This window comes from Streptomyces sp. RP5T, from assembly GCF_003933965.1.
In the GTDB taxonomy this organism is placed as follows: Bacteria; Actinomycetota; Actinomycetes; order Streptomycetales; family Streptomycetaceae; genus Streptomyces.
In genome coordinates, this window is record NZ_RSAJ01000020.1 from 11763 (window position 1) to 34920 (window position 23158).

Genomic DNA, 23158 nt, shown 5'->3' on the forward strand with positions numbered 1-23158 from the left:
TGTGACTGATGGATCCCGTTGAGCCCTTGGTCGCACACAGTTGCGGCGGGGGCGCCATCACCATGACTCCCCCGCCGCCGTGCCTCGTTGAGCTGGGCTGTGCCCCTCAGCGGGCACCCTTCATCCGGTTTTCGATTCTTCGGCGAGTACGCGCATACGGCGATTGACGACTTGCAGCAATGTGGCGTCCGCCACCATCGGCTCGCTCTGGTTCTCGCTTTCGGAGCACACGTCGAGCAGGTCCCGGCCCTGCTCGACGGCAGACGGAACGTCCTCGATCCGCAGCCACGCGGCAGTGGCCCGCTTCAGTTCCTCGCGCGCTCTCGGGTCGCCCTGCCGGTGACGGATCCGGGCGAGTTCAAGGCACATGGTCATGGCGCGCACAGGGTTGTCGTTCCTGTAGGCGACGAATGCCTCCAGAGCGTGGGCCTCCAGCGTGTAGCGGTGTTCGGGACCGAAGGTACGCACGGTGTGTTCCCGCAGCCGGAAGGCGAGCGCCGCTGCTCGTTCCAGCGCGCCGTCGGCCACGGAACGGCCCACGAGGGCGACGAGTCCGCCGAGTTCCTCCGGAACCTCTTCCACAGCCGCCGTGCCCTCGGCTTCAGGACGCGGCGTATCCGCGGGCGGACCCGCCACCGTTGAATCGGAAACCGGTGCACGTCCAGTTTCGACGAGGGGCCGCCGTCCGCTCGGCGCGGCATCGGCTGGAGACTGTCCGGGGGCGGGACCGGGTTCCCCGAGGCCCGTCTCGTCGAGTTCCTCGTGCAGCAGGATCCGGCTCGAGCCGTCGGGAGCGACCTCGACGCGTGTCACGCCGCCCCTTTGCCGGTCTAGAATCACCGCCTCCACGAGCTCACCCCGGGTCTGGGCGTGGCGGTGCATCGTGTCGAGCACCGCCACATGGACCGGTTCTCCCTCCGACACATGCAGTGGTGCTCCGTCGACCATCACGCCGCCATCGTGACTGACGAGGATCTCGAACGGGGACGACGGCCGCCGCGCCACACCGTCCTGCATGGATGGGACCGACTGGTCCTGGCCGATGCGCTTGCCGACCACGGGTGATTCCCTTCTGTACTGATTGCCCATCGTGCAAGGTGTCTAGGAGCTGCTGGGTGTCGGCCGCGGACTACTGGGTGTCGGCCGCGGACTGAGCGTGGTGGGGTATGACTCCTGCGCCGGCAATTTGACGTTTTCGGAGTACAGGGCGAACGACGACCTGACGCCGATGATGTAACTCTGCGTCTGCTGGGTGTCCGGTACGCCCTTCGCCGCCTTGACTGCGTCCAGGCCGGCGTCATACGCCGCCAGGGTCAGATCCAGGCGGTCCCCCGTGACCTCGTTGTTGGTGACGAGCGTGTCGATCTCCTTGGCCAGTGAGCACATGTATCTGCCCTGCGCCCTGATCGAGTCGTCGGCGTCCAGGGCCGAGGTCTTGCCGTTGCTGTCGTCGTCCTTGCCGAACTCCTTGAACTTGTCCGGCGGCATCTGGGAAAGGCCCTCGGCCCCGTCGGGGCCGACCAGTTTCTCGTTGAACCCCGATTCCTGCTGGATCTGCCCGGCGATGGCAAGGGGACCGATCTGCGTGCACTCCGCCCCGGCCTCCTTGATGTACGGGAGATACGACGAAGGCACGGTGACCTCGTTCAGCCCGCCCCGCCCGTCGCTGTGATACGCCTCCGTGACCTGGTCCTGGTTCAGATCCGAGCCGCCGTCGCCGGCGTCGCACGGCAGGATGCCGATATCGCACAGGAGCACGAGAGGCCAGAAGATCCATCCGAGGGCCGCGGCAACCATCGTTCCCACGAGCAGGATCAGGAAGAGCAAGGGGAAGAAGAGACACCCCAGGAATCCGACACCCAAGCCGGCGCCGATGACCGCAGAGCTCATCCCTTCCTGCCCGCTACTCACGGGGCGACCTGACTGCGCTTGCCCATCTCTTCTCCTCCATACGGTCCCCCACGTCCTTTCTGCCCGCCCGGCACGGGAGCCGGGCGCCTTGAACCAGGTCAGCCGATTTCCCGTAGTGGCTGCCCGAAGGAGCACTGCGGGCACGCACGCCGCAACGGCCAGGGGGGCCTATCAGTTCAATTCGGGGCCCGTCGCAGTGCGCGAAACACAAGGAAGGGGTGAGTGCGGATGGGCATGCCTTCGGCGACGTCCGCCGACTCGCAGATGTGGGTCCGCGGACCGACCACACACGACGCCATACCGCAACCGGCCCGGCCGTCACCATCCCCGTCGCAGTCCCCGCAGCGGCGGGCCCCGGCCCCTGCAGGACAAGCGCCATCGCGCCAGCAGGGCCGCGTGGCCTGGGTCAGCACACACGGCGGCGCCGGCGCCAGCACGCTCGCCCGGTTGCTGGGCGGCGCGGACTTGGGGCGCCGGTGGCCCGATCCGGCCAGGGGCGAGCCCAGCCAGGTCCTGCTGGTGGCACGCACCCACCAGGCGGGCATGCAGGCGGTGTCCCAGGCACTCCACGCGCTGCGCAACGGTGAGCAGCCCGCAGGAGTGCATCTCATGGCCGTCGTACTCGTGGCCGACGCACCGGGAAAGCTGCCTCGCCCGCTGGGCCGACGGGTGCGCGTGCTGCGCTCGGCGGCCGAGGTCCACCGCGTTCCGTGGGTACCGGCCTGGCGCCTCGGCGCAGAGGTCGACCAACTGCCCAAGTCGGTGCGTGTCCTGGCACGACGTGTCTCGGCTCCGCTGGCGCATGCAGGGAGGTCCTGATGTACTTCGCGGCCGATCCCACCCCGACGTCGACGAGCTTCAAGCCCGAGGACTACGGACCGAACGGTTCTTTCAACCCCGGCACCCCGGCCGATGAATTGCTCGGGTATTTCGCCTGGTCCGTGACAGCTGCCGCCGTCGCCGGGCTGATGATCATCGGCATACAGATGTCCTTGCGGCTGCGCCATGGCGAAATGGGCGAGGGAGCGACCTATTACCGAGGGGGTTTCATCATCATGGGCGCCTGCGTCCTCGGCGTATCAGCGGGACCGCTCATTTCATGGGTCGTGAAGCCCTTCCTCCTCAAATAACAACACCCCGTCCATCCGAATGCATTCCGAAGAGATCAAGAGAGAACCACATGCAGAACATGCTGCTCAACCTCTACGCCAAGGGCCAGACCCGCGTGCTCGCAGCCGGCGTCCCGGACCCGCAGCGGAGGGCTCCGAAGGAGCTCGGCGACGCGGTCCAGGTGGTACTGGGTATCGCGGGCTGGGCCGGTACCGCCGCCGGTGTGGCCGGCATCATGGTCACGGGAATCATGATGGCTGTTTCCGTGAAGCGCGGAGAGGGTTCCGAGCACCTCAGCCGCCTCGGAATGGTCCTCGGCGGCTGCATCCTCGTGGCCGCCGCCGGTCCCACGATCGCCTTCTTCTTCAATGAGGCCGGCGGCAAGGGCAACGGATAGCGGACTGCGGGAGAGGCATCGACATGTTCGGCGCAAGACGAAACAGAATTCCCCCCGACGAACCATTCTACAAACAACGAGGGTGGATAAGTTCGGCTGTCTTCCTCGGGTTCTTTCTGGCCATGTCACTGGTCTCCACCATCTATGACACCCCGAGTACCGACATCGCGGACGACAGCAGGAAAATGCTGGCCGGCCACGTCGGCCCCCTCTCTCCCGGCGATCCGCAACATGTCCGGAGCGGTCCGGGGGGCCGACCGCAAAACTGCCGCACGGATGACAGGGACAGCACACCACCGACAGCCGCGCCGCCAGACGTTCGGTGGCAGAAGCTCGTTGCCCTCATGGTGCCCACGTCACCGTCAGCCGGACCGCTGCACACCGACTCGGCCATGTGGTGGTGCTTCGCCCGCACCCCCACCGGGGCAGCGCTGGCGGCACACATCATCCCCGTCCAGTTGAGCGGTCCCGCCTGGCGCACAGTCGCCGCACAGCAAATGGTGCCCGGCGAACCGCGCGACAGGTTCGTCACCAGCAAGGCCCGGGCCAAGGGGACAAGCTCCAGCCAGAACGCCATGGGCAGGTTCGCGGGCTTCTCCGTCGATTCCTACTCTCACGACTCCGCAACCGTGCGCCTGCTCGTCACCAATCCCATGGGCGGCTACCGGTCGACGTCGGTCTCCGTTCGCTGGCGGGACGGCGACTGGAAGGTGGCGGCTGCCGACAACGGGGCGCTCTACACATCGGCTCAGCGAGCGAACCCCAGCGGCTTCGTCATTTGGGGAGCGTGACATGGACGAAAAGAGCTGTAGCGGCGGCATCGACTTCCTCGGCATGTTCGACGACCCCGTCGGCGAGATGATCAAGGTCGTCGCCAAGACCGTGATGGTAGGCGCTTTCGGCATCTTCGAAGCTGTAGGAGACATCAGCTCGAGCAACGAGGCCGCCTCCAACGTGCTCAACCGGCAGACACAGTGGATCGTTGTGTATCTGTCGTTCGGCTCGATCCTCTTCGCCGCCACCAAGATGGCTCTGGACCGACGAGCAGAGGCCGGCCAGACCGCGATGAAGGGCATCCTGCGCGTCGTCGTGGTCAGCTCGGCGGCGAGCGCCGTGCTCAACTTGTTCATCACGCTGATGGACAACTACTCCGACCACTTGTTCAGGGGCAGCCTCAACAACATCCTGGTCGGAGTCGACTGCAACGACAACATCCCTGACATGCTGCTGCTGGTCCTCGGGTGCCTCCTGCTCATCTCGGCCATCATCCAGGCGCTGCTGATGTGGATACGACTCGGTGTGATGATCATGCTTATGGGCACGCTGCCCCTGGCCGCCGCCGCATCGATGACGGACTGGGGTGGCACATGGTGGCGCAAGCACATCGGATGGATGACCGCCTGGCTGCTGTACAAGCCCGCGGTGTCTCTCGTGCTCTACTCCGGCGCCGTCATGATCAACACGCAGGCTTCCGGCTTGCAGAATGCCAGTACGGACAACGCCGTCAACACACAGATCGCGGGAATGGGCACCCTGCTGCTCTCCGCCATCGCCCTGCCGGCATTGCTGAGACTCGTCGTCCCGGCGACCGCAGCTCTCGGTGGTGACGCGAGCGGCAACGCCACCATGGCCGTCGCCGGAGGTCTCGCCTCCGGAGCGAAGTCGCTGGCCGACTCGTCCGGCAGGAACGGAAGTGGCGGTGCCGCCGGATCCCAGGGACCCTCGGGATCCTCCGGATCGCAGGGCTCCTCGGGCTCGAACGGCGGCGGCACGGAGGGAGCCAACGGCCCAGGTCACTTCGGAGGCAGCTCCGCAGGTGCCGGTTCGGCCGGTCGTAGCAGGGCGGCAGCGGTGAACCCCGCTACCGCCGCCGCAGCCGTGGCCGCAGAGGTGGCCAAGGGCGTTGCGAATGTCGCCAAGAGCGGCGTCGAGGGCGCCAACCGGGAAGGCGGCCACGGTCACTGACCGCCGCCAGTCGGGTACGGCGGAGCTTCCTATAGGCACCTCGGCCTACCGGGGGGGCAGGCGGGCGTCCTCGTCTGCTCCCCCGGCCTCGCCGTGACGAGGCATCAGCCTTCACCCGTCGTTCTGCCCAACAGAGGGAAACAGGTACATCCATGTCCACAGAAACCGCTGCCGTTGACCCTACATACGGAAACTGGCGCAGACCCCGACGGCCCGGTCTCGGGCCGTTCGGTCTCATCGGCACCATCGCGGTCTTCGGCGCGATCGTTCTCGACCTGTTCGTGTCGCTGGCCTCACTGAAGCTCGCGCTGGTCGTGCTCGTCGCCCAGTTGTTCGTCCTGCTGCCCTTGGCAGTGCGCACTCAGGACGGGCGCAACGTCTACCAGATGTTCGCCGTGCGCCTCGGGTGGTTCCGGCGCAAGGCCAAGGGGTCGACCACCTACGTCGCCGGACCGCTGTCCCCACGGCCGGGCGGCAAGTTCCGCCCGCCGGGGCTGCTAAGCCGAGTCAGGGTCCTGGAAGGCCAGGATGCCTACGCCCAGCCGTTCGGCGTGCTCCACCACCGCAGCCGAAACCTGTACACCATCGTGCTCGGCTGTGAACCGGACGGTGGTTCCCTGGTCGACCCCGACCAGGTGGACAACTGGGTTGCGGCATGGGGGCAGTGGCTGGCCCGGCTGTCCAGCGAACCGAATCTGCGCGGCGCTTCCGTGGTGGTGGAGACCGCCCCGGACACCGGCACCCGGCTTGCCACCGAAGTGCTTCCACGTATCACCCCGGATGCCCCGCCGGCCGCGCGGGCGGTGATGGAGGAGGTGGTGCAGCGCTACCCCAGCGCGTCCTCGGAGATGCACACCTACCTGGCCCTGACCTATGGCATCACCCCTGGCCAGAAACGCAGCGTCCAGGACGTCCTCACCGACCTGGCCATTCGCATTCCCGGTCTGCTGACCGGAGTCGTAGCCGCAGGCGGTGGGACCGCCGCTCCCCTGTCAGCCGAGCGCATCGCGGAGGTCATACGTGTGGCCTACGACCCGGCCGTGGCGGCGGACGTCCTCGAAGCCCGGGCCAGCCACGGGGGCACCGGTCTGAACTGGGACGACGCTGGTCCCTCCGCGACCGTCGAGAAGGTCAACGCATACCAGCACGACTCCGGGGTGTCGCGGACCTGGATGCTCACTGTCGCGCCACGCGGCACTGTGCGCGCCCAGGTGCTGCGCGGTCTGCTGGAGGACGCGCCCGGCACCCGGCGCAAGCGCGTGGCCCTGCTGTACCGGCCCATCGACCCGGCGACATCGGCGCGCATCGTCGAGGCCGACCGGCGGGCCGCCCAGTTCATGGCCACCTCGAAACGCGGTCTGGTCCAGGCCCGGGCCGCCAACGAGGTGCGCGCCACCGAGCAGACAGCGGTGGAAGAGGCCACCGGCGCCGGCCTGGTGGAGTTCTCCCTGATGGTCACGGTGACGGTCGACTCCGACGCCGAACTGGAGGACGCGAACGTGACGGTACGCAATCTGCTGGCGAGCGCACGTCTGCTGATGCGACCGGCCGACCGGATGCAGGCAGCGGCGTTCAGTTGCACACTCCCGGCGGGAATCCTGCCGTGGGAGCACACACTGGTGCCGCGTGAACTGAAGGAAGCACTGTGAGGACCAAGGGCACACGCGGCAAGCGCGAGAACGCGTACACGGACGAGGACGACGCGCCGCTCACGTACAAGGACGAAGGCACTCCCGAGAAAACCAGAAAGAGCAGGCCGAGCAAGGGCAAGAGCACCCGTAAGACGCCCACCGAACCCAAGGAGAGCATGCCCCCCTCACGCGGCTGGTACGGCCCCGGGGGCGGACAGGTCGCCAACATGGACCCGCCGTCGATGTGGCGGGCCACCACCGTCCAGGCGTGCGGGCTGTGGCCGTTCGCGGCGGGTTCGGGAGCGCCCATGACCGGTGTGCCGCTGGGCCAGCACCTGTACACCGGCGCCACCGTGTGCGGCGACCCCCTGTCGTGGTTCACCCGCGCCCACTACATCTCCAACCCCTCGCTGTTCATGCTCGGCATGCCAGGTCTGGGCAAATCCACGCTGGTCAACCGCATGCTCATCGGCTTGGCCGCCACAGGTGTGGTGCCGCTGGTACTGGGTGACCTCAAGCCCGACTACGCCGACACCGTGCGCGCCCTGAACGGCCAGGTCATCTCGATCGGGCGCGGTGTGGGCGGCATCAACGTCCTGGACCCCGGTGCCATGGGCGCTGTCGCGCGCCGTATCGGCGGCGAGGCCGGGCGGGTGCTGGACGCCGAGACGCACGGTCGTGTTCTCAACATGGTCGCCGCGCTCATCACCATCGTGCGCGACCATGCCATGGACGACCACGAGCAGTCCGTGCTGTCGGCGGCCCTGCACCATCTGCGCGAGCGGACACCGCCGGGCCGCGCCCCGCTGCTGCCCGACCTGGTGCGGGTCCTCGTCGAAGGGCCGGAACGGGTCCGGGCGGTGACCCTGGACCGCGGGGACGAAGCCCGCTACCGCACCGCCGTGGACCCGTTGCACCGCTCACTGCTGGGCATCCTGGACGGTCCACTCGGCGACACCTTCGCCTCCGAGACCTCGACCCGTATCAATCTCGAATCGACCGCCGTGTGTGTGGACATCTCCCGGATCGGGGAGGCCGACACCCGCCTCACCGCAGCTGCGATGCTCGCGGCGTGGTCCGACGGTCTGGGCACCGTGGCCGCCTCACACGCTCTCGCGGACGCCGGACTGGCACCCCGACGCTGGTACTTCACGGTGCTCGACGAGTTGTGGCGGCCCCTGCGCGCCGCCTCCGGCATCGTGGACCGCATCGACGCCCTGACCCGCCTCAACCGCACCCTCGGCCTGGGCGATGCCAAGATCACACACACCTTGAAGGACGCCGAGGCGCTGGGCACCGACTCCGACCGCGTGAAAGCGCGCGGCTTCGTCGAGCGCGCCGGCATGGTCGTGGTGGCAGGACTGCCGCGCCAGGAGATGGAGGAACTGGGCCGGGTCGTGGGCCTGTCCCGCCGGGAGATCGACCTTGTCTCCTCCTGGTCGTCACCGCCGGGCTGGGCCGCCCACGGGGACCGCGAGGAGCCCCCCGGCCGCGGCCGCTTCCTGATCAAGGTCGGTGGCCGGCCCGGCATCCCGATCAAGGTCGCCATCACCGACACCGAACGCCACCTGCACGACACGAACAAGCGCTGGACGCCGAACAAGCCAGCGTCCCAGGACGCGTACGGGCACATCCCCGACCTCTCCAAGATGACACCGGGCAGGGGGCGGAACGCATGAGGACAAAGACGGCCTGCACTGCAAGGAGGCTGATCCCATGAGGGACACCGCGGCCAAGGGCCGGATGTACGGCAGCGAACTGGCGCCATGGGCCATCGTGTTGGTGACGACCGGCTTCCTGGCGATCTTCGGGGGCGTCTGGCTCGGCGGATCCCTGGGAGCGGCGGTGACCGGCGCGGGCTGGAACCCCCCGCCATTCGCCCTGACGACGTTCGCCACCCTCCTTTCTCGTGGGCCAAGAGAGCTGTGGCCCCACGCGTCGATGGTCGGCGTGGTCGGCGGGATCGTCCTGCTGTATGCCTCCGTCACCGCACTCGTCGTCTTCGGGATACGCAAGATGATGCGCTATACGTCCCGGCCCAAAGGTCTCGCGACTGCACGCGAGCTGGCGGCGATGGGTCCGGCCGGCATCGCAGCACGCGCACGCGAGCTGCGCCCCTCACTCAAGGGCCGCGAGCACCTGCACCCCGATGAGACCGGCAACCTCCTCGGCGACCTCGAACCGAGCGGTCCCGAGCTGCGGTCCTCCTACGAGGACGTGGAGCTCGACCTGATGGCCCCGCGCGCCGGAAAGTCCACCGGCATCGCCGTGCCCCGCGTCCTGCGGGCACAAGGGGCAGTACTGCTGACCTCTAACAAGTCGGACGTGTACGCCGTCACCCGCGCCGAACGAGAGAAAGCCGGCACGGTGTGGACTTTCGACCCGCAGGGCATCGCTCACGCCCCGCGTGAGATGTGGTGGGACATCCTCTCCGATTGCCACACCATCGAGGGTGCACGGCGGCTGGCCGGACACTTCGTGGCCTCGGTCAACGATGACCAGTCGAAGAAGGACTTCTGGATCTCCGCCGCCCAGAACACCCTCACCGCCCTGTTCCTCGCCGCAGCCAAAGGCAAAGCCTCCGTGCTCGACCTGCTGGCCTGGCTCGCCGACCCCGCCGACCGCACACCAGTCGACCTGCTGCGGGACGTCGACATGGTCGCCATGGCCGAACAGCTGCAAGGCACCGTCCGCGGCGCAGTGGAGACCCGCGACGGCATCTACGAAACCGCCCGGCAGTGCGTGGCCTGCCTGCTCGACCCGGAGATCGTGGCCTGGGTGACACCCGATCCACGACTGCCACAGTTCAAGCCGGACGCCCATGTCCTTGGCCGGGACACCCTCTACCTGCTGTCCAAGGACGGCGGTGGCTCGGCCGCGGGCGTGATCGCCGGCCTCGCGGACGCCACGATGCGCGCGGGAGTGGTCGCCGCCGAGCGGATGGGCGGCCGACTCGACCCGCCGATGACCGCCGTTCTCGACGAGGCCGCCAACGTCTGCCGTATCTCCGACCTCCCCGACCTGTACAGCCACTTCGGCTCCCGCGGCATCAACGTGGTCACCCTGCTGCAGAGTTACCGCCAGGGCAGCCGGGTGTGGGGGGAAGCAGGCATGGACGCCATGTGGAGCGCGGCCACAATCAAGCTGCTCGGCGCGGGCCTGGACGACGCCGACTTCGTCGAAAAGGTCTCCAAGCTCGTGGGCAATCAGGACGTACGTACCGCGTCGTACTCTAAAGGAAAGGAGGGCACCTCACGCTCCTACTCCTACCGGCTGGACCCGGTGCTGCCAGCAGACCGGATCCGAGCCCTGCCCAAGGGCACCGCTCTGCTTCTGGCAACTGGTGTAAGACCTGCCTTGATCCGCCTGCGCCCCTGGTATAAGGAGCCCAACGCAGGTCTCATCTCGGCCGCGGCCAAGGTGGAGGTGGCGGCCATCACCGAGCGCGCAACCCGGGCATGGACAGGACCGGCCGTACCCGGCAACGCGGACGGCCCTGACAGATGGCAGAGGGACCCGGTGGCCCTGCGTAAGAAGTCAGACGCGTAACGAGCTGATGGCTCTGACGCATGTTCGGGTGACAAGCTCGAAGTCATCCGGCCTGGGCGGCCATTGTGGTCATGAAAGTCTCGAATTTGATCGCGGTCAGCCGACCGGGTGAGGCTTGTCTGGGCTGATCTTGACCGAAGGCATGAACTTCGCACACGCGGGCTAAAGTTGAGCCATTCAATCAAGCCCTGCTTAAAGCAGAAGTCCTGGGTGCCGGGCTGCATAAAGCTTTGGCCGAGCTGAGTCAAGAAAAGTGCCCTATTGCTCGTTCACCTCTGCCCACTGCAGCCCCACATAAGCGCTACCCATGCAGAAAACTACTATCCAGCAACTGCACTGTTCGCCACATTGAAGCATCCGACAGCTGCACGTTCGACGCTCCGACCACTAACAGAATCGAACATTCATCCCGCATATCGAATACTTGGATCCGATGAAGATCTTAAAGCTAGCGGCACTTTTCTCGGCCATTCTTTTTGGACTTACAGACTGGCTTATACTTATAAGTTCTGCCACGGGGTCCTTTTTCTTGCTCTGGCATCTGGGATTTGATCCCGATGGAGCTTTCTTGATCTCCCTACTGATCGGATCAGCTTCCTTCGGAGCCTGCTACGTCCACCCCTTCGGAAAATCGCGCTCTCTCAATGAAATCTGTTCCAGTCTCCTCACGCGCATTACCGAACTCGCAGGCTGGGGTACTACACGTAATTGATCATTTACGACAGGTTTGCGTGATCCATTCATAGCGTCACGTGGAAGGCTGGGCAGTTTGCCCCGCTTAATGGCCCTGCGGCGCCGCAAGACCGAGAGGACACACGGACGTCACACCCGGCCGAGAACGCCGCCCGAGGGAGGCGCCGATACCTTCAAAAGCATTTCCCTGCCCGGCATATCGGCACCCGTCACAGCATCATTCAACTGATCACGCTCTTTCCCGGGCACATGCTTTCTGATAACCTGCAAACGTATCCAAATCATCTCTGGTTTACACAAGAATCGTGACAGCCTCGATTGCGGTGGTGGAATGATTGCCAAAAAGCGGGTGTGCGTCATTGGTGGAGGAATCTCCGGCCTGAGTGCCGCATGGATGCTGAGCAGACACCCTGACAGGTTCGAGGTTGAACTGTGGGAGAAGAACGACCATCTGGGCGGCAACGCCATGACTGTCGAAATCCCGCAGGACGACGGTACATCGATCCCGATCGACATCTCGGTCACCGCTTACATCCCCACTGCATACCACAACTACGTTAACCTACTCGACCGCTACTCGATCAAATCGCTGCCCACGCGATTCAACTATGCCGTTCGCTACGGTGAAGCAACATACGCACACGACCTCGATTCCGAGCTCAAACGTACACTGCAGCCGGAAATCGACCGTTTCCAAGATCTACTCTGCCGCATCAGACGGTTCGCCAGATATGCTGAGACAACCAATCGCTTCAAGGCAGCGCTAAATCCGTATAACTACATCTCGATGGGCCGGCTTCTCGCTCTTAATGGATTCTCCATGGAGTTCCTGGTCAAAATCGTCAAACCGATGTTCGTCAACTTCGTGCTCGCGTCGGGCGTGTTCGACATGCCCGCGTCCATGTTCACCCGTTACCTGGACTTCTTCGACATCGAACGCTCGACCCCCATGACCACATGGGACCAGGGAACGGCGAACCTCTACAGCCACATGGCACGCGAGCTGTCCGGACCCGTTTTTCTCGGCCGTGCGGTTGAGAAAATCATTCGGCGAGGTGGGGTAGTCACGGTCCGAGATCAGAGCGGCAAGGAGGAACGCTTCGACGAGGTGATTCTCGCGTGCAACGCGAACCAGGCGCTGTTGCTGTTGGAGCATCCAACTCGCATGGAGTCTTTTCTGCTGTCCGCGGTGCGATACGAGAGCGAACTGCACAACCACGCCATTGTGCACACTGACGCGTCGGTACTTCCTGTTGACGAAACGAAAGCGATGGAGACCAGGTCTACCTACGTCGAGCAATACGGCGCACGTCCCGACAACTATGAGATCACCTACATCATGCACAACCAGCAGCCGTGGGCGAACGCGTCGGACAAACCTTGTTTGGTGACCTACAACCCAGTACATCCGATCGATGAAGCGAAAGTCGTGAAGCGGTGGTGGTTCCAGCATGTTGTCCACGACGTGAGGCACGTGACGGTTCTGATGAACCTCTTCCAGTTCATCCAGGGACGCCGAAATACGCACTTCTGCGGCGCACACACGACGGTTAATTCCCAGGAGCACGGTCTAATGTCGGGTATGCTCTGCGCCTGGCAACTGGGCGCCGACTACCCGTTTCCCCACGATGTCGTCGCTCGTAACTGGTTCGTGTTTTGGGGCAAGACGATGTTCGGTCTCCGGTTCAGGCGGGCGAGGTGATCGTCCACACCAAGTCCAGGTAACGGCTCTCCGCAGCGATAACGATGGCTCTGCCCTCGTAGGGCGCCTAAACTCCTCGTCCCCGGCAGGTGCGATGCCGGGGACGAGGCATTTGCCTGGGGCTGAGCTCCAGCTCGATCTGGATTTCCTCCACGCCAGTGAACCCCACAGACCGTAGGCGCGGGGTGTTGCTGTTCCGGAAGTACATCTCCGCCATGCCCTCGGCTGCGGTCCGCTGAAGCTGCTGCTCGTTGGCGCCGGCATCGCGGGCCTCGAGCAACCGGTCCGCCCAGCGCGACCGCGGCGCCCGTGCCATGGGGCTGTCGGACGTGGCCATCAAAATCCACGACATCGATTACCTGGACCTCGACTACTGAATTACATGCCCCCGCCAGATCTGTGTCGAGCACCCACAAACGGAAGACCCCTTTGGCCAGCCCAGGTAGAGAATGCATTAGAAGCGAACGGAAAGCGCGTTTCGCGCCGACGTCATACTGATTCCGCCCAAGTCGGGACTGCCATGATGCGATCGACACCATCTACATGCGTCGGGGGCTGCCCGACAAGCGAGCAGTATGTGTACCCCGACACCAGGCTGACGCCCGGCGGCGAGTGCCGCCCATGCCTGAACCGCCGCAAGCGCGCCGCCCAGCAGCCCAAGACCGGTTGTGAGTAGTCGAGGTACAGGAAATCCCTACCTCAACTACTCACAACCGAAGACGGGCGGCGGCATCTCCGGCCGACGCCGCCGCACCTGACCCTCTGGATGGCGTCCCGCCGAGTGGTGTAGCCGATCAAGCTGACGGAATTCCCCAGGTAGAGGCCCGAATGGCCCTCGCCAGAGGCCCTGTTGAGACTCGCCGGGCCGGGACCAGCGGTTATCGCACGACGGCTGGCAGCAGCACGTACCAGACGGCTCCAAAGCGGAAGCGATGGACTGTGATCGGCTACACCACGACCGGGGACGCGACCACCCTCTGCGCCCTGCGATCCGCAGGCAACCGCCCCTTGACCATTCGCTGAGCTGTTTCAGAGGGGCCACCGATGGGGTGGCGGCGTCGAGGTCGCAACGCACGAGGCACCTGCGCCGTTGAGGGAGATGTTCGAAGTCTCAACTCGTCAGCGCAGGTGCCTCGTTGATTCGCCATCCTGCCGTACTCGACCTCCCGCATGCGCTGGTCGAGTGAGTCTCAATGACCGTGTCAAGCTGGTCGGGAGGGTGGCGGGGTGGGGGTGAACAGTCTCTTGTCGCGGAGCATGGCCCACAGCACGTCGACTCGGCGGCGTGCAAGAGCGAGCAGTGCTTGGGTGTGGATCAGCCCTTCAGCGCGCTTCTTGAGGTAGTAGTCCCGGGAGGGTCCGGGCCGCATCATGGCGGTTTGGGCGGCCATGTAGAAGACGTGTCGTATGCGGCGGTGGTAGCGCTTGGGCCGGTGGTGGTTACCGGTCCGGCGGCCGGAGTCGCGCGAGACCGGGGCCAGTCCCGCATGAGCGGCTAGGCGGCCGGCGTCTGCGTAGCCGGACAGGTCTCCGACGATGGCGAGGAACTCGGCCCCGAGGATGGGGCCCATACCCGGGAGGGATTCGATGACTTCGGCGCGCTCGTCGAGGTGGAAGGCCTCGCGGATCTCCCGGTCGGTGTCTTTGATCCATTCGTCGAGCGCGAGGAGCTGGTGAGCGAGGTCGCACACGAGTTTGGCGGCTCGCTTTTCGCCCGGCAGAGCAGTCGCCTGGGATTGGGCCGCCTCGACCGCGCGGGCGGCGACGTCGGCTGCACTGCGGACCGTACGTCGTGCCAGCCAGTCCGCGAGCCGCTTGGCGCCAGCCCGCCGCAGGGCGGCCGGGGTTTGGTACTCGGTGAGCAGGACGACCGGCCCCTTGGCGGCAGAGTAGTCGAAGGCCCGCTCCAGAGCAGGGCAGATGCCCACCAGGGCATCGCTCAGCGGTTGATCAGTCGCACCCGGTCGGCGATCAGGTCGGCTCGGTGGGCGGTGAGCAATTGGAGATTGGCCACCGTCTCGTCCGGGAGGCTCAGGGGTGTGAAGTCCCGGCGCATACGCGCGGTGTCGGCGATGACCAGGGCGTCCTTCGCGTCGGTCTTCCCCTCGCCGCGGTAGGCCCCGGACATTCGGTTGACCGTGCGGCCAGGCACATAAACCACGCTTTGGCCATTGGCGATCAACAGTGCAAGCAGCAATGCCGAAGCCCTGCCGCAGATGTCCACCGCCCACCGCACTTCGTTGGCCATTTCGCACGCCGCCACGATCAGGGCCAGGATCTCGTCCTCACCGTTGACGACCTTCCTCGAGAACACCTTCTCTCCGCTGGCGTTGACTCCGACCGCCCAGTGGTGGGCCTTGCCGGCGTCAATGCCGACCCAGACCTGATCGTGACGTCCCGTCACCGTCATGACTCCGTTCCCCTCAGGCACCAGCACTCTCTGGGTCCGGGAACACTCCGCCACCAAGCCCTTAACCAGCGATGACCGCAGTTCTCAATCAGCAGCCGGAGCGTCCCGGAGGACCGGGCGGCCACTCACTCCGAGCCATCAATGGCAGGTCACTATCAGCCACGCCCAGTCCTCCCGGACCACCAGCATTCTTAAGGGGTCACCATGCTCATCGTCACCCGTGAGGGTGACCGCCGCTGCAAGCTCCCCCCGCACCAGCGTGCCCTGGTCGCCCTGGTGTACCTGCGCAAGAACGAACCTCTGCCCCAGATCGCCGCGGCTTTCGGGATCTCTGTCGGTACCGCACACGCCTACACCACCGCGGTCATCGGCCTGCTCGCAGAGCGCGCCCCGGGACTGCTGAAGGTCTTGCGTGAAACCGACCCGGAGTACGTCCTGCTCGACGGAACCCTGGCGGAGTGCGACCGGGTCGGCGACAGCCGGGCCGACTACTCCGCCAAGCACCGCCTGCACGGAGTGAACCTGCAGCTGGTTACCGACCCGGCCGGCGCACTGCTGTGGATCTCGCCCGCACTGCCGGGCCGCACGCACGACCTGACCGCCGCCCGCACCCACCGGATCATCCGGATCTGCGAACGCCAAGGAGTCCCGGTCCTGGCCGACTGTGCCTACATCGGCGCGGGACCGTGGGTGACCACGCCACGGCGACGCCCGCCGGGAGGCGAGCTGTCCCCGACGCAGCGGACCGTCAACCGAGCGCTGTCCCAGGCCCGCGCAGCGGTCGAGCGCGGCCCGGCACGACTCAAACGATGGCGGATCTCCCGCAAGGCGCATTGCAGCCCGAATCGAACGACGTCAATCGCGGCAGCCGTTCTCACTCTGGAGCGGCAACGCTGAAAGAACTCGCTGTTTCCCAGGCAATCCGCTCCCTTGTCATCCAGCGGCGAAGCGAGACGAGGCGAAGCACGCCCCAGCCCCTCCGGGCCGAGAAGTGGGCGGGATCGCCGTGCGGGTGTTTGGCTTGCCGGGTCACCAACCTCCCGTAACTGCGAAAGCGGGAAGCTATCGGGTCCGAGGGCGTGCGCTGTCGGATCGGGAAGAGGCCACCGGGCGCCGAGCGCCGCCCGCGGTATCAGCGGGAGATGCGGTGCTGACGTTTGGCAGCGAACGAGACCTGCCCTGCCGCTGTAGTCCGGCGTCGGCAGCCGCCGCCGCAGCATTTGCAATGCCGGGGATCTCACCGACGGCCGCACCAGTGACTGGGGTGCCTCTCAGCGAGGTATGTATCTGACCGCGCGGCCCGGAGGGTGACGCTCCCACCATGCCCTTCTCCATCATATCGGCCTCTAGCCATCGACTTTCCGGGTCCGGTGCTGCCGGAGACACCGCAAGCGCGTCAGGAGAAGTAGACGGAGTGGGGAGCGTCGTCCGCGCGTACCGGGCGATGTCCCCTGGGTTAGGCATGTTGCCGCAGTCGCCGGCGAGAGGCATGTTCGCCACAGTGTCACTCCGGTGCAGCGGGAGGACTGGATTCTCCGGACGGTACCTCTGCTCCACGGGCAAAAAGTGCTGTTTCAGAACGTTAGAGGCGGTGACGAGCAGTAGCCCCCCACCAGTGCCATGCCTGCCGAGGAATCCTCCGGCGCCGGCACCGTAGAGCCCGTAGCCTGCAACGTTGACTACCCCGAAAGCGAAACGCGTGAAACTCGGCTTGATGTGCTCCTGCTCGGGTTGCATCCAGACTCCGTAGGCGGCGTGTACCTCCTTGATGATCTGGTTCACACCCTCAAGACCAGCCATGCCCGTGCCCGCACCGTAAAGGCCTAAACTGTCCTGGAACTTCCCAAGACTCTTAATGAAGGGTGACAGGTCCGTGGCTACGGAAGGGAGCAGGTCACCCCACCCCAGATTGTTGACCACGCTTATTCCCCTCCGTCCCTGGCCAGGCACGCTTCGCCCGTGCTCTGTGCCACAGCGGCATCAACCCCGCCGCAATGTTCTCTACCGCCACTCCGACCTTCACATCCTGAGATGAACACGAGGCCAATAGCCGGTGATAACACGATCCGTTAAGGTCCGCCCCTGACTCGCGGCGCCCCTGCCCTAAGACGTCATCTCATTTGGTGAGTCTGCGGTAGCAGATGTGGGTGCAGGCGATGCTGGTGAAGGCCAGGAAGTGTTCGGCTTTGCGCTCGTAGCGGCGGGGCAGTCGGCGACATCCGGCGAGCCAGGACATCGTGCGCTCTATGGTCCAACGGTGACGGCCTAGGCGGGTCGAGGGCTCGATGCCTTTGCGGGCGATGCGGTGCCTGATGCCGCGCCCACGTAACCATCGCCGCAGGTAGTCGTAGTCGTATCCCTTGTCGCCATGGAGCTTTGCCGGTCTGTGTCGCCAGCGTCCGCGCCGGGAGCGGATCGGCGGTATCCCCTGCGCCAGCGGGATCAGCGCCTGGCTGTCGTGCAGGTTCGCCCCGGAGATCCCGACGGACAGGGGCAGACCGGTCCGCTCGGTGATCAGATGGATCTTCGAACCGTACTTCCCCCGATCAACAGGATTCGGACCCGTCAGGCCCCCCTTTTCAGGGCCCGCATGTTCACCGAGTCGATCGCGCACCGGGACCAGTCCAGCTCGCCGCGGGAGCCGAGCTCGTCGAGGACCAGGCGGTGGAGTTTTGCCCACACGCGGGCCTTCGTCCATACCGCGAATCGTCGGTGGGCCGTCGCGCCCGATGGCCCGAACGACGCGGACGGCAACTGCTGCCACGTGCAGCCCGAGGTCGCCACGAAGACGATTGCCGCCAACACCTCGCGATCGCCGTGCCGACGTCGGCCACCGCCCTGAGGCCGCGATGGCGCCTCCGGCACCACCCGCTGGAACATCTCCCACAACTCATCCGGCACCAGCCGCTCAACGATCCCTGCCACGACCGGCAGCTTACCCAGCCAAATGAGATGACGTCTTAGGCCGGCCGATCGCCGAGCTCGAGCCGAGGACCGCATCCGCGCCGCCCGGGCCACCGGCCTTCGCAACTTGCCCCTGCACCGCACATCCCAGAACGGATCTGGCTGGAGATCGCGCAGATCGCTCTCGGCCTCCCTGCCTGGATGCCGATGCTCGCCCTGACGAGCAAAACCAGGCTCTGGGAGCCCCGCCGACTAAGGTTCCGCCTGTTCATCACGGCCGGACAGCCCGTTACCACTGGCCGTCGGCGAATCCTCCGCCTGACCCGGCACTGGCGTGGACCGACCACATCACCCCAGCTCTCAGCCAGCTGAACCACCTGCCCGACCCTGGATGACCAGCGGATCCCCCGGCCCTACAACAGTACTTCCACACACGGAGCAGTGGAACCGGCGCCACCCCGAGACGACACTGGGGCCTTCAGCCTGCACAGCCTCAGACCGTGTTTGAGATCTGCTCTGTCTTGCGGCTGAGGTGCCGCCGGAGTGGCCGATGCTATTGAGGGGAGCTACCTGACGGAGGTGGCAGATGCGGTTCCGGTGAGGCAGCGCCTCACCAGCGAGGAAGGCGAACGGCGGCCTACGAACCAGCCGTTGCAGAGTCAGCTAACGTCGGAGCATGGCAGAGAAGGACATACTCGGGACAGCATCAGACGACCCTGTGGCAGCGAAGTGGCAGGTCGTGCGGGACATGGACGCGAACCTCATCGACAAAGCCCTGGTAGAGGCGGCATACGCAAACCCTGCCCTCCGGGCTCTGTTTCCGCTGGTCAGCCATGGATCGCTGCAGTTCAGCCGGTGCACCCGTTTCCCTTGGTCGCAAGACCTGCCCTCGATCTTCCCCTACGACGGCGAACGGCACTTCCGTGTTCGTCGGCTGCATGAGCCGCGCGGTTCGGGGCGGGAGCAGATCGGTGGCCCTGTTACTGCCGATGAGGCCGTGGAACTCGTAGCTTCGCACCTTCCCGCAGGCTGTGGTCCTGCCCTTGACGGCACGCCCGACGACCTCGAATCGCTCAGCTGAGTCAACTAGCTTGTCCGGCTGCGGTGCGTACGAGCGGGTGCGGGCCCTGCCGCGTCGCCGGTCGGCCGCGGGTGAGTCGGCGGACCATGATGCCGATCATCGCCCAGCGGATCACGGTCTCGGACCGGGCCGGAATGGTCTCGTAGTCCCGGGCGAGGCGGCGGTGGGCGGTGAGCCAAGAGAGGGTGCGCTCGATCGCCCACCGCTTGGGTTGGACCTGGAAGCCGCGCTGGCCAGGGTCTTTGCGAACGATGTCCAGCTCGCGGCCGAGGATCTGGGCGGTCCAATCGACCAGGCGGCCGGCGAAGCCCTGATCCGCCCAGAACTTCTGGATCCGCGGATGGTCGAGCCGGGCCCACAAGAGCGGTCGACGGGCGCCGTCGCGGTCCTGGACGCTCGCGGCGACTACGTGGACCGCAATCAGCAGGCCGAGGGTGTCGGTGACGAGGAACCGCTTGCGACCCTTGACCTTCTTGCCGGCGTCGAAGCCCCTGGTTACGGCGGGGACGGTGTCAGCGGTGCGGATGGACTGCGAGTCGATCAGGCCAGCGCTCGGCTCGGCATTGCGGCCGTCAGCCTCGCGCACCCTGTCCCGCAGTGCGTCGTGTACGCGCTCGACGGTGCCGTCGTCGTGCCACCAGGCGAAGTACCAATACACCGTAGGCCAGGGCGGGAAGTCCTTCGGCAGCTGCCGCCAGGCGCACCCGGTTCGCACCACGTAGAAGATCGCGTCCACGATCCGACGCCGCGGATGCTTCTCCCGCCGCCCGCCCTTCGGCCCCACCCGCGCCGGCGGCAGCAACGGCTCCACCAGCGTCCACTGCTCGTCCGTCAGGTCCGACGGATATCCGCCCCCAGAACCACTCACGGACAGTTCAACGAGCACGTCAGCCCACGGCGACGGCAGATCTCAAACGCGGTCTCAGCCCACGCCAGGAAAACGGCACATCGACTCCGTCAGGGGCCGTCACGAAACTTCGAAGTTTGTGCTGGTCAGCGACCTGCTGGCGGCCGACGCTCCGGTTCGCAGCGAAATCATGACCAGCTGATCCCTAGTCGGTCAGGGTGCCCCGGACGTGCCGCCGGGCATCGCCGGCCGCGATGACGGCAGGTTGGAAAAGGCCAAGTGAACCGAATGATAGGACTTTCCGTTTATTCTCATGCAACGCCCTCCGGTACCCCTGAGCAGCCAAGAGGTCTACTGCCACGCTGCCGCTGAAATATAGGAGGCAAAAAATGCCAGATCCAGATAGCCCCGAGCACGATGATCGCGACTCGCTCGCATACTACGGAAACGCACTGAGGCCATATTTCGAAGGGCTTTCTCCCACACTTGGCAGGGGAGACCCATTTCGAATTCGACAGGAGGTGGACACCCCTGCCGCCCACCCTGCCGCATCTGAGCGGCGTGCGGAGCCTCCCCAGATACCGGCACCGCCAGCGCCCCGGACGGTCCCCGACTTCGAGAATATCCCCCAGCTCAACCCCCCTCTTCACCCTCTTGGCCCACAGGGCCAAGCAGTTCTTTCCACGATCCCTCCTGCTACGACCGGCTCAATCGACCCGGGCTCCGCTTCCAAGAAGGAGGTGCGATGGAATACAAGCAGGTTGACCAATCCGCCCCCAAAGCGAAAGTGAGGCACCATCTTTCCCCCAAAACGCCACCCGTTTTCCAACCAACGGGCCTGTCTCAGTGAGCCTCTTTCAGGCGGAGTATTGGCAGGTCAGGAGGGTGTGCACGGCGCCGCAGTCCTGCTGATCCGGTTGGTTGAGCAGCGTGCTCGTCGCAGCAGTCGCCAGGACTTGAGGCGGGCGAAGGCGCGTTCGCCGGGAGCTCGCAGGCGGGCGTGGTCACGGTTGTAATTTTTGCGGTATTTTGGGCACGCTTTCCGGTGACAGGCCACTGCTCAAAAATATTCGATTCGAGTCCTGACGGGTGCCCATGTCTGTCAATTTTCGAAAAAAACATCCTGCTACCGTTGATGAAGTAGACCTCCTGGGAGACTATTGTGACATATTCTTCGGATCCATTGATGGGCGATTGATAGAATTCATACGGCCATCCGATACCGATCGAAGAGTGTGGGTGGCATGTATGGAGGGAAAATATCTGGGAACGGTAATTAGCGTTCACGGGGTTTGGCATTTACAAGCCACTGGAATCCGCTATTTCGGCCTGGATGATGCAGTGCGCGAGATGTGGCGTTTGTCTGCACAAGATCCACTCACTGCTGAGCTCGATCGCAGGGGCGATGCGTTCTCAGGCTGCGAGTCGGACAAGGCGATAGCGTGCTGGGAACATGAACGCTACTCAGGTTGAACTCGTGGAGTCTGGCAGTCTGATCGCGTCGTTGTCCACGGTCAGCCGGTGGCTGGCAGACAGCCGTCGCGACCGGGCGGCGGCTGACGCGGTCCGCACCAGGATCAACTGGAAATACGCGATCGGCCTGAGCTGGAAGATCCTGGATTCGATCACTCGATGTTGTGCGAGTTTCGGACCCGGCTGACCGAACAGGTTGGCGCCGCCTACCGGTTGCTGCAGTTGATGCTGGACCGCCTGGTGGAGGCCAGCCTGCTCAAGGCCGGGAGCCGGCAGCGTATCGACGCCGCCCATGTGCTGGCCGCGGTCCGCACCCTCAGCCACCTGGAACTGGTCGGAGAGACGCTGCGGGCGGCCCTGGAGGAGTTGGCCGAGGCTGCTCCTGCCTGGCTGGCCGCAGCTGATCGAGCCGGAGTGGGCCAAGCTGTACGGGCGCCGGGTGGAGATCGGCAAACTACCGGGCGGGAAGGCGGCTGTGACTGGCCGGGCCGAGGAGTTCGGCCGGGACGGACAGAAGATCCTCACCGCCGCCTGGGCAGCCGACGCCCCACCCCACCTGCGGCTTCTTCCTCAAGTGGAGATTCTGCGGCAGGTCTGGTCCACCACTACTACTGGGACGCGCACGGACTACCGGTAGTTCGTTAAATCCGGCGGTGGCATGGGTTGACGGCAAGTCAGGTTGGTCGTAGGCCGGTGGTAGAAGTCAACTGCCTTGCCGGGGGCTGAAGATGACCGCTCGCCGTCCGGGTCCGTTGGAGGACTACGCGGCCCGGTTCGACGACCTCATCTTCAGCCTGGCCCAGCGGCGGGGGCTTCGCGAGTACGTGACCGGGCTGCTGGCGCCGCGGGAGCGGAACAAGACGATCACCTGCCTGGCGGGGGCTCTGCGACCGCCCACGTAGGCCGGCAGTGGCTGGGCCGGCTGGGCAAGACGGACAACGGCATCGTCACAGTGACCACGATGTGGACCGACGGCCGCGTGTACTACCCGTTGCGCGCGACCCCTTATACCCCTGCCCACCACTTCGCCCGCGGCCGGTCCGATTCGGCCTTCCGTACGAAACCACAGCTGGCCGCTGCTCTCGCGGCCCGGGGGAAGGAGGCGGGCTTCGGCTGCCGGGCGGTGGTCGCCGACTGCGCCTACTCGGTCAGTGACACCTGGTATCTCGCACTGCGCGAGGCCGGCCTGGCCTACGTGGTCGCTCTCAAGCCGCACCGCGGCACCTGGGCCCGGGCCGATCAGCCGCACACCCCCATCGAAGCCGCCCAAGCCCTGACCTGGAAGGATGCCAAGCGTTCAGGCGACTGGACACCTGTGGAGCGTCACTTCCGCGACGGGCACACCGAGACCTGGTGGGCCGCTGATGCCCGCCTGGGCTACGGCCCCGACTCGCCTTGCCGGCTGGTCGTGGCCACCACCGACCCAGCCAGCCTGCCGGAGAAGACCACCTGGTACCTGGCCACCAACCTGCCCCACCCCGACGC

General features: G+C 65.6%; 19 protein-coding genes and 3 pseudogenes. 14 read left to right on the plus strand and 8 right to left on the minus strand.

The genetic code is table 11. The features are described from left to right. Nucleotides 1–120: 120 nt before the first annotated feature. Entirely contained in the window at nt 121–1059 is a 939-nt protein-coding gene (locus EHS43_RS04030; protein WP_125189129.1) for a hypothetical protein, read from the minus strand. Nucleotides 1060–1101: 42 nt separating this feature from the next. Continuing rightward, nucleotides 1102–1890, minus strand: coding sequence for a lytic transglycosylase domain-containing protein (locus tag EHS43_RS04035; RefSeq protein ID WP_125189130.1), 789 nt, complete (start codon nt 1888–1890; stop codon nt 1102–1104). Nucleotides 1891–2307: 417 nt separating this feature from the next. On the opposite strand from EHS43_RS04035, the gene EHS43_RS04040 reads away from it, so the two are divergent. From EHS43_RS04040 to EHS43_RS04080, 9 genes are all read left to right on the plus strand, one after another. Beyond that, complete coding sequence (locus tag EHS43_RS04040; RefSeq protein WP_260470373.1) at nt 2308–2730, plus strand: DUF6668 family protein; 423 nt, start codon at nt 2308–2310, stop codon at nt 2728–2730. Further along, the gene (locus tag EHS43_RS04045) at nt 2730–3041 is read left to right on the plus strand and encodes a hypothetical protein (protein ID WP_125189131.1); all 312 of its coding nucleotides are present in this window, start codon (nt 2730–2732) and stop codon (nt 3039–3041) included. The genes EHS43_RS04040 and EHS43_RS04045 overlap by 1 nt, the downstream gene beginning before the upstream one ends. A gap of 59 nt (nt 3042–3100) precedes the next feature. Then, nucleotides 3101–3418, plus strand: coding sequence for a hypothetical protein (locus EHS43_RS04050; RefSeq protein ID WP_125189145.1), 318 nt, complete (start codon nt 3101–3103; stop codon nt 3416–3418). Nucleotides 3419–3540: 122 nt separating this feature from the next. Continuing rightward, nucleotides 3541–4209 carry a hypothetical protein gene (locus EHS43_RS04055; RefSeq protein WP_125189132.1) on the plus strand — a complete coding sequence of 223 codons (669 nt, stop codon included), beginning with the start codon at nt 3541–3543 and terminating at the stop codon, nt 4207–4209. 67 nt (nt 4210–4276) lie between these two features. Beyond that, nucleotides 4277–5383 (plus strand): hypothetical protein, encoded by a 1107-nt coding sequence (locus EHS43_RS04060; RefSeq protein WP_260470374.1) that lies wholly within the window; start codon nt 4277–4279, stop codon nt 5381–5383. A gap of 152 nt (nt 5384–5535) precedes the next feature. Next, the gene (locus tag EHS43_RS04065; protein ID WP_125189134.1) at nt 5536–7032 is read left to right on the plus strand and encodes an SCO6880 family protein; all 1497 of its coding nucleotides are present in this window, start codon (nt 5536–5538) and stop codon (nt 7030–7032) included. A 158-nt stretch (nt 7033–7190) separates the two neighbouring features. Continuing rightward, nucleotides 7191–8693 carry an ATP/GTP-binding protein gene (locus tag EHS43_RS04070; RefSeq protein ID WP_260470375.1) on the plus strand — a complete coding sequence of 501 codons (1503 nt, stop codon included), beginning with the start codon at nt 7191–7193 and terminating at the stop codon, nt 8691–8693. A gap of 37 nt (nt 8694–8730) precedes the next feature. Continuing rightward, entirely contained in the window at nt 8731–10563 is a 1833-nt protein-coding gene (locus EHS43_RS04075; protein ID WP_125189135.1) for a type IV secretory system conjugative DNA transfer family protein, read from the plus strand. Between the two features lie 1024 nt (nt 10564–11587). Continuing rightward, on the plus strand, nt 11588–12958 hold the full coding sequence (locus EHS43_RS04080; protein ID WP_125189136.1) for an FAD-dependent oxidoreductase: 1371 nt from the start codon (nt 11588–11590) through the stop codon (nt 12956–12958). Between the two features lie 1202 nt (nt 12959–14160). Here the strand turns inward: EHS43_RS04080 and EHS43_RS04095 are convergent. After that, nucleotides 14161–15368: pseudogene (locus EHS43_RS04095) on the minus strand (IS110 family transposase). A 204-nt stretch (nt 15369–15572) separates the two neighbouring features. Here EHS43_RS04095 and EHS43_RS04105 point away from each other — a divergent pair. Beyond that, nucleotides 15573–16265, plus strand: a complete 693-nt coding sequence (locus tag EHS43_RS04105) for a transposase family protein (RefSeq protein WP_125189137.1) — start codon at nt 15573–15575, stop codon at nt 16263–16265. A 165-nt stretch (nt 16266–16430) separates the two neighbouring features. Here EHS43_RS04105 and EHS43_RS04110 read toward each other — a convergent pair whose 3' ends face one another. Next, nucleotides 16431–17288, minus strand: coding sequence for a hypothetical protein (locus EHS43_RS04110; RefSeq protein ID WP_125189138.1), 858 nt, complete (start codon nt 17286–17288; stop codon nt 16431–16433). 196 nt (nt 17289–17484) lie between these two features. Further along, nucleotides 17485–18248 (minus strand): IS5 family transposase gene (locus EHS43_RS04115; protein ID WP_221740712.1). Its coding sequence is split into 2 segments (ribosomal slippage): nt 17485–17936 and nt 17936–18248, totalling 765 coding nucleotides; the frame shifts between segments, so codons are not numbered across the junction. 97 nt (nt 18249–18345) lie between these two features. On the opposite strand from EHS43_RS04115, the pseudogene EHS43_RS04120 reads away from it, so the two are divergent. Further along, nucleotides 18346–18667, plus strand: a pseudogene (locus EHS43_RS04120) (transposase); the annotation flags it as partial. A 281-nt stretch (nt 18668–18948) separates the two neighbouring features. Continuing rightward, on the plus strand, nt 18949–19353 hold the full coding sequence (locus EHS43_RS04125) for a DUF6193 family natural product biosynthesis protein (protein ID WP_125189139.1): 405 nt from the start codon (nt 18949–18951) through the stop codon (nt 19351–19353). 1 nt (nt 19354) lies between these two features. On the opposite strand, the gene EHS43_RS04130 is transcribed toward EHS43_RS04125, so the two are convergent. The 3 genes and pseudogenes from EHS43_RS04130 to EHS43_RS04140 all read right to left on the minus strand — a co-directional run bounded on the left by EHS43_RS04130 (nt 19355) and on the right by EHS43_RS04140 (nt 22126). Further along, nucleotides 19355–20221 carry an IS5 family transposase gene (locus tag EHS43_RS04130; RefSeq protein WP_125189140.1) on the minus strand — a complete coding sequence of 289 codons (867 nt, stop codon included), beginning with the start codon at nt 20219–20221 and terminating at the stop codon, nt 19355–19357. A gap of 836 nt (nt 20222–21057) precedes the next feature. Further along, nucleotides 21058–21212, minus strand: a pseudogene (locus EHS43_RS47390) (IS5/IS1182 family transposase); the annotation flags it as partial. Between the two features lie 452 nt (nt 21213–21664). Then, nucleotides 21665–22126 carry a hypothetical protein gene (locus EHS43_RS04140; protein ID WP_125189141.1) on the minus strand — a complete coding sequence of 154 codons (462 nt, stop codon included), beginning with the start codon at nt 22124–22126 and terminating at the stop codon, nt 21665–21667. Nucleotides 22127–22401: 275 nt separating this feature from the next. Here EHS43_RS04140 and EHS43_RS47395 point away from each other — a divergent pair, with 275 nt between their 5' ends. Then, a complete protein-coding gene (locus tag EHS43_RS47395; protein ID WP_260470377.1) occupies nt 22402–22575 on the plus strand; it encodes a hypothetical protein in 174 nt (57 codons plus the stop codon). A gap of 20 nt (nt 22576–22595) precedes the next feature. Then, the coding region (locus EHS43_RS04145) for a transposase (RefSeq protein ID WP_260470376.1) at nt 22596–23158 on the plus strand (563 nt) is incomplete at its 3' end.

Bases quoted from the DNA above. Each gene is read 5' to 3' on its own strand.
- EHS43_RS04105 (WP_125189137.1), top strand. From the start codon at position 15,573: ATGCTCATCGTCACCCGTGAGGGTGACCGCCGCTGCAAGCTCCCCCCG.
- EHS43_RS04080 (WP_125189136.1), top strand. From the start codon at position 11,588: ATGATTGCCAAAAAGCGGGTGTGCGTCATTGGTGGAGGAATCTCCGGC.
- EHS43_RS04065 (WP_125189134.1), top strand. From the start codon at position 5,536: ATGTCCACAGAAACCGCTGCCGTTGACCCTACATACGGAAACTGGCGC.
- EHS43_RS47395 (WP_260470377.1), top strand. From the start codon at position 22,402: ATGACCGCTCGCCGTCCGGGTCCGTTGGAGGACTACGCGGCCCGGTTC.
- EHS43_RS04060 (WP_260470374.1), top strand. From the start codon at position 4,277: ATGATCAAGGTCGTCGCCAAGACCGTGATGGTAGGCGCTTTCGGCATC.
- EHS43_RS04070 (WP_260470375.1), top strand. From the start codon at position 7,191: ATGCCCCCCTCACGCGGCTGGTACGGCCCCGGGGGCGGACAGGTCGCC.
- EHS43_RS04075 (WP_125189135.1), top strand. From the start codon at position 8,731: ATGAGGGACACCGCGGCCAAGGGCCGGATGTACGGCAGCGAACTGGCG.
- EHS43_RS04035 (WP_125189130.1), bottom strand. From the start codon at position 1,890: ATGAGCTCTGCGGTCATCGGCGCCGGCTTGGGTGTCGGATTCCTGGGG.
- EHS43_RS04125 (WP_125189139.1), top strand. From the start codon at position 18,949: ATGGCAGAGAAGGACATACTCGGGACAGCATCAGACGACCCTGTGGCA.
- EHS43_RS04045 (WP_125189131.1), top strand. From the start codon at position 2,730: ATGTACTTCGCGGCCGATCCCACCCCGACGTCGACGAGCTTCAAGCCC.
- EHS43_RS04050 (WP_125189145.1), top strand. From the start codon at position 3,101: ATGCTGCTCAACCTCTACGCCAAGGGCCAGACCCGCGTGCTCGCAGCC.
- EHS43_RS04055 (WP_125189132.1), top strand. From the start codon at position 3,541: ATGTCACTGGTCTCCACCATCTATGACACCCCGAGTACCGACATCGCG.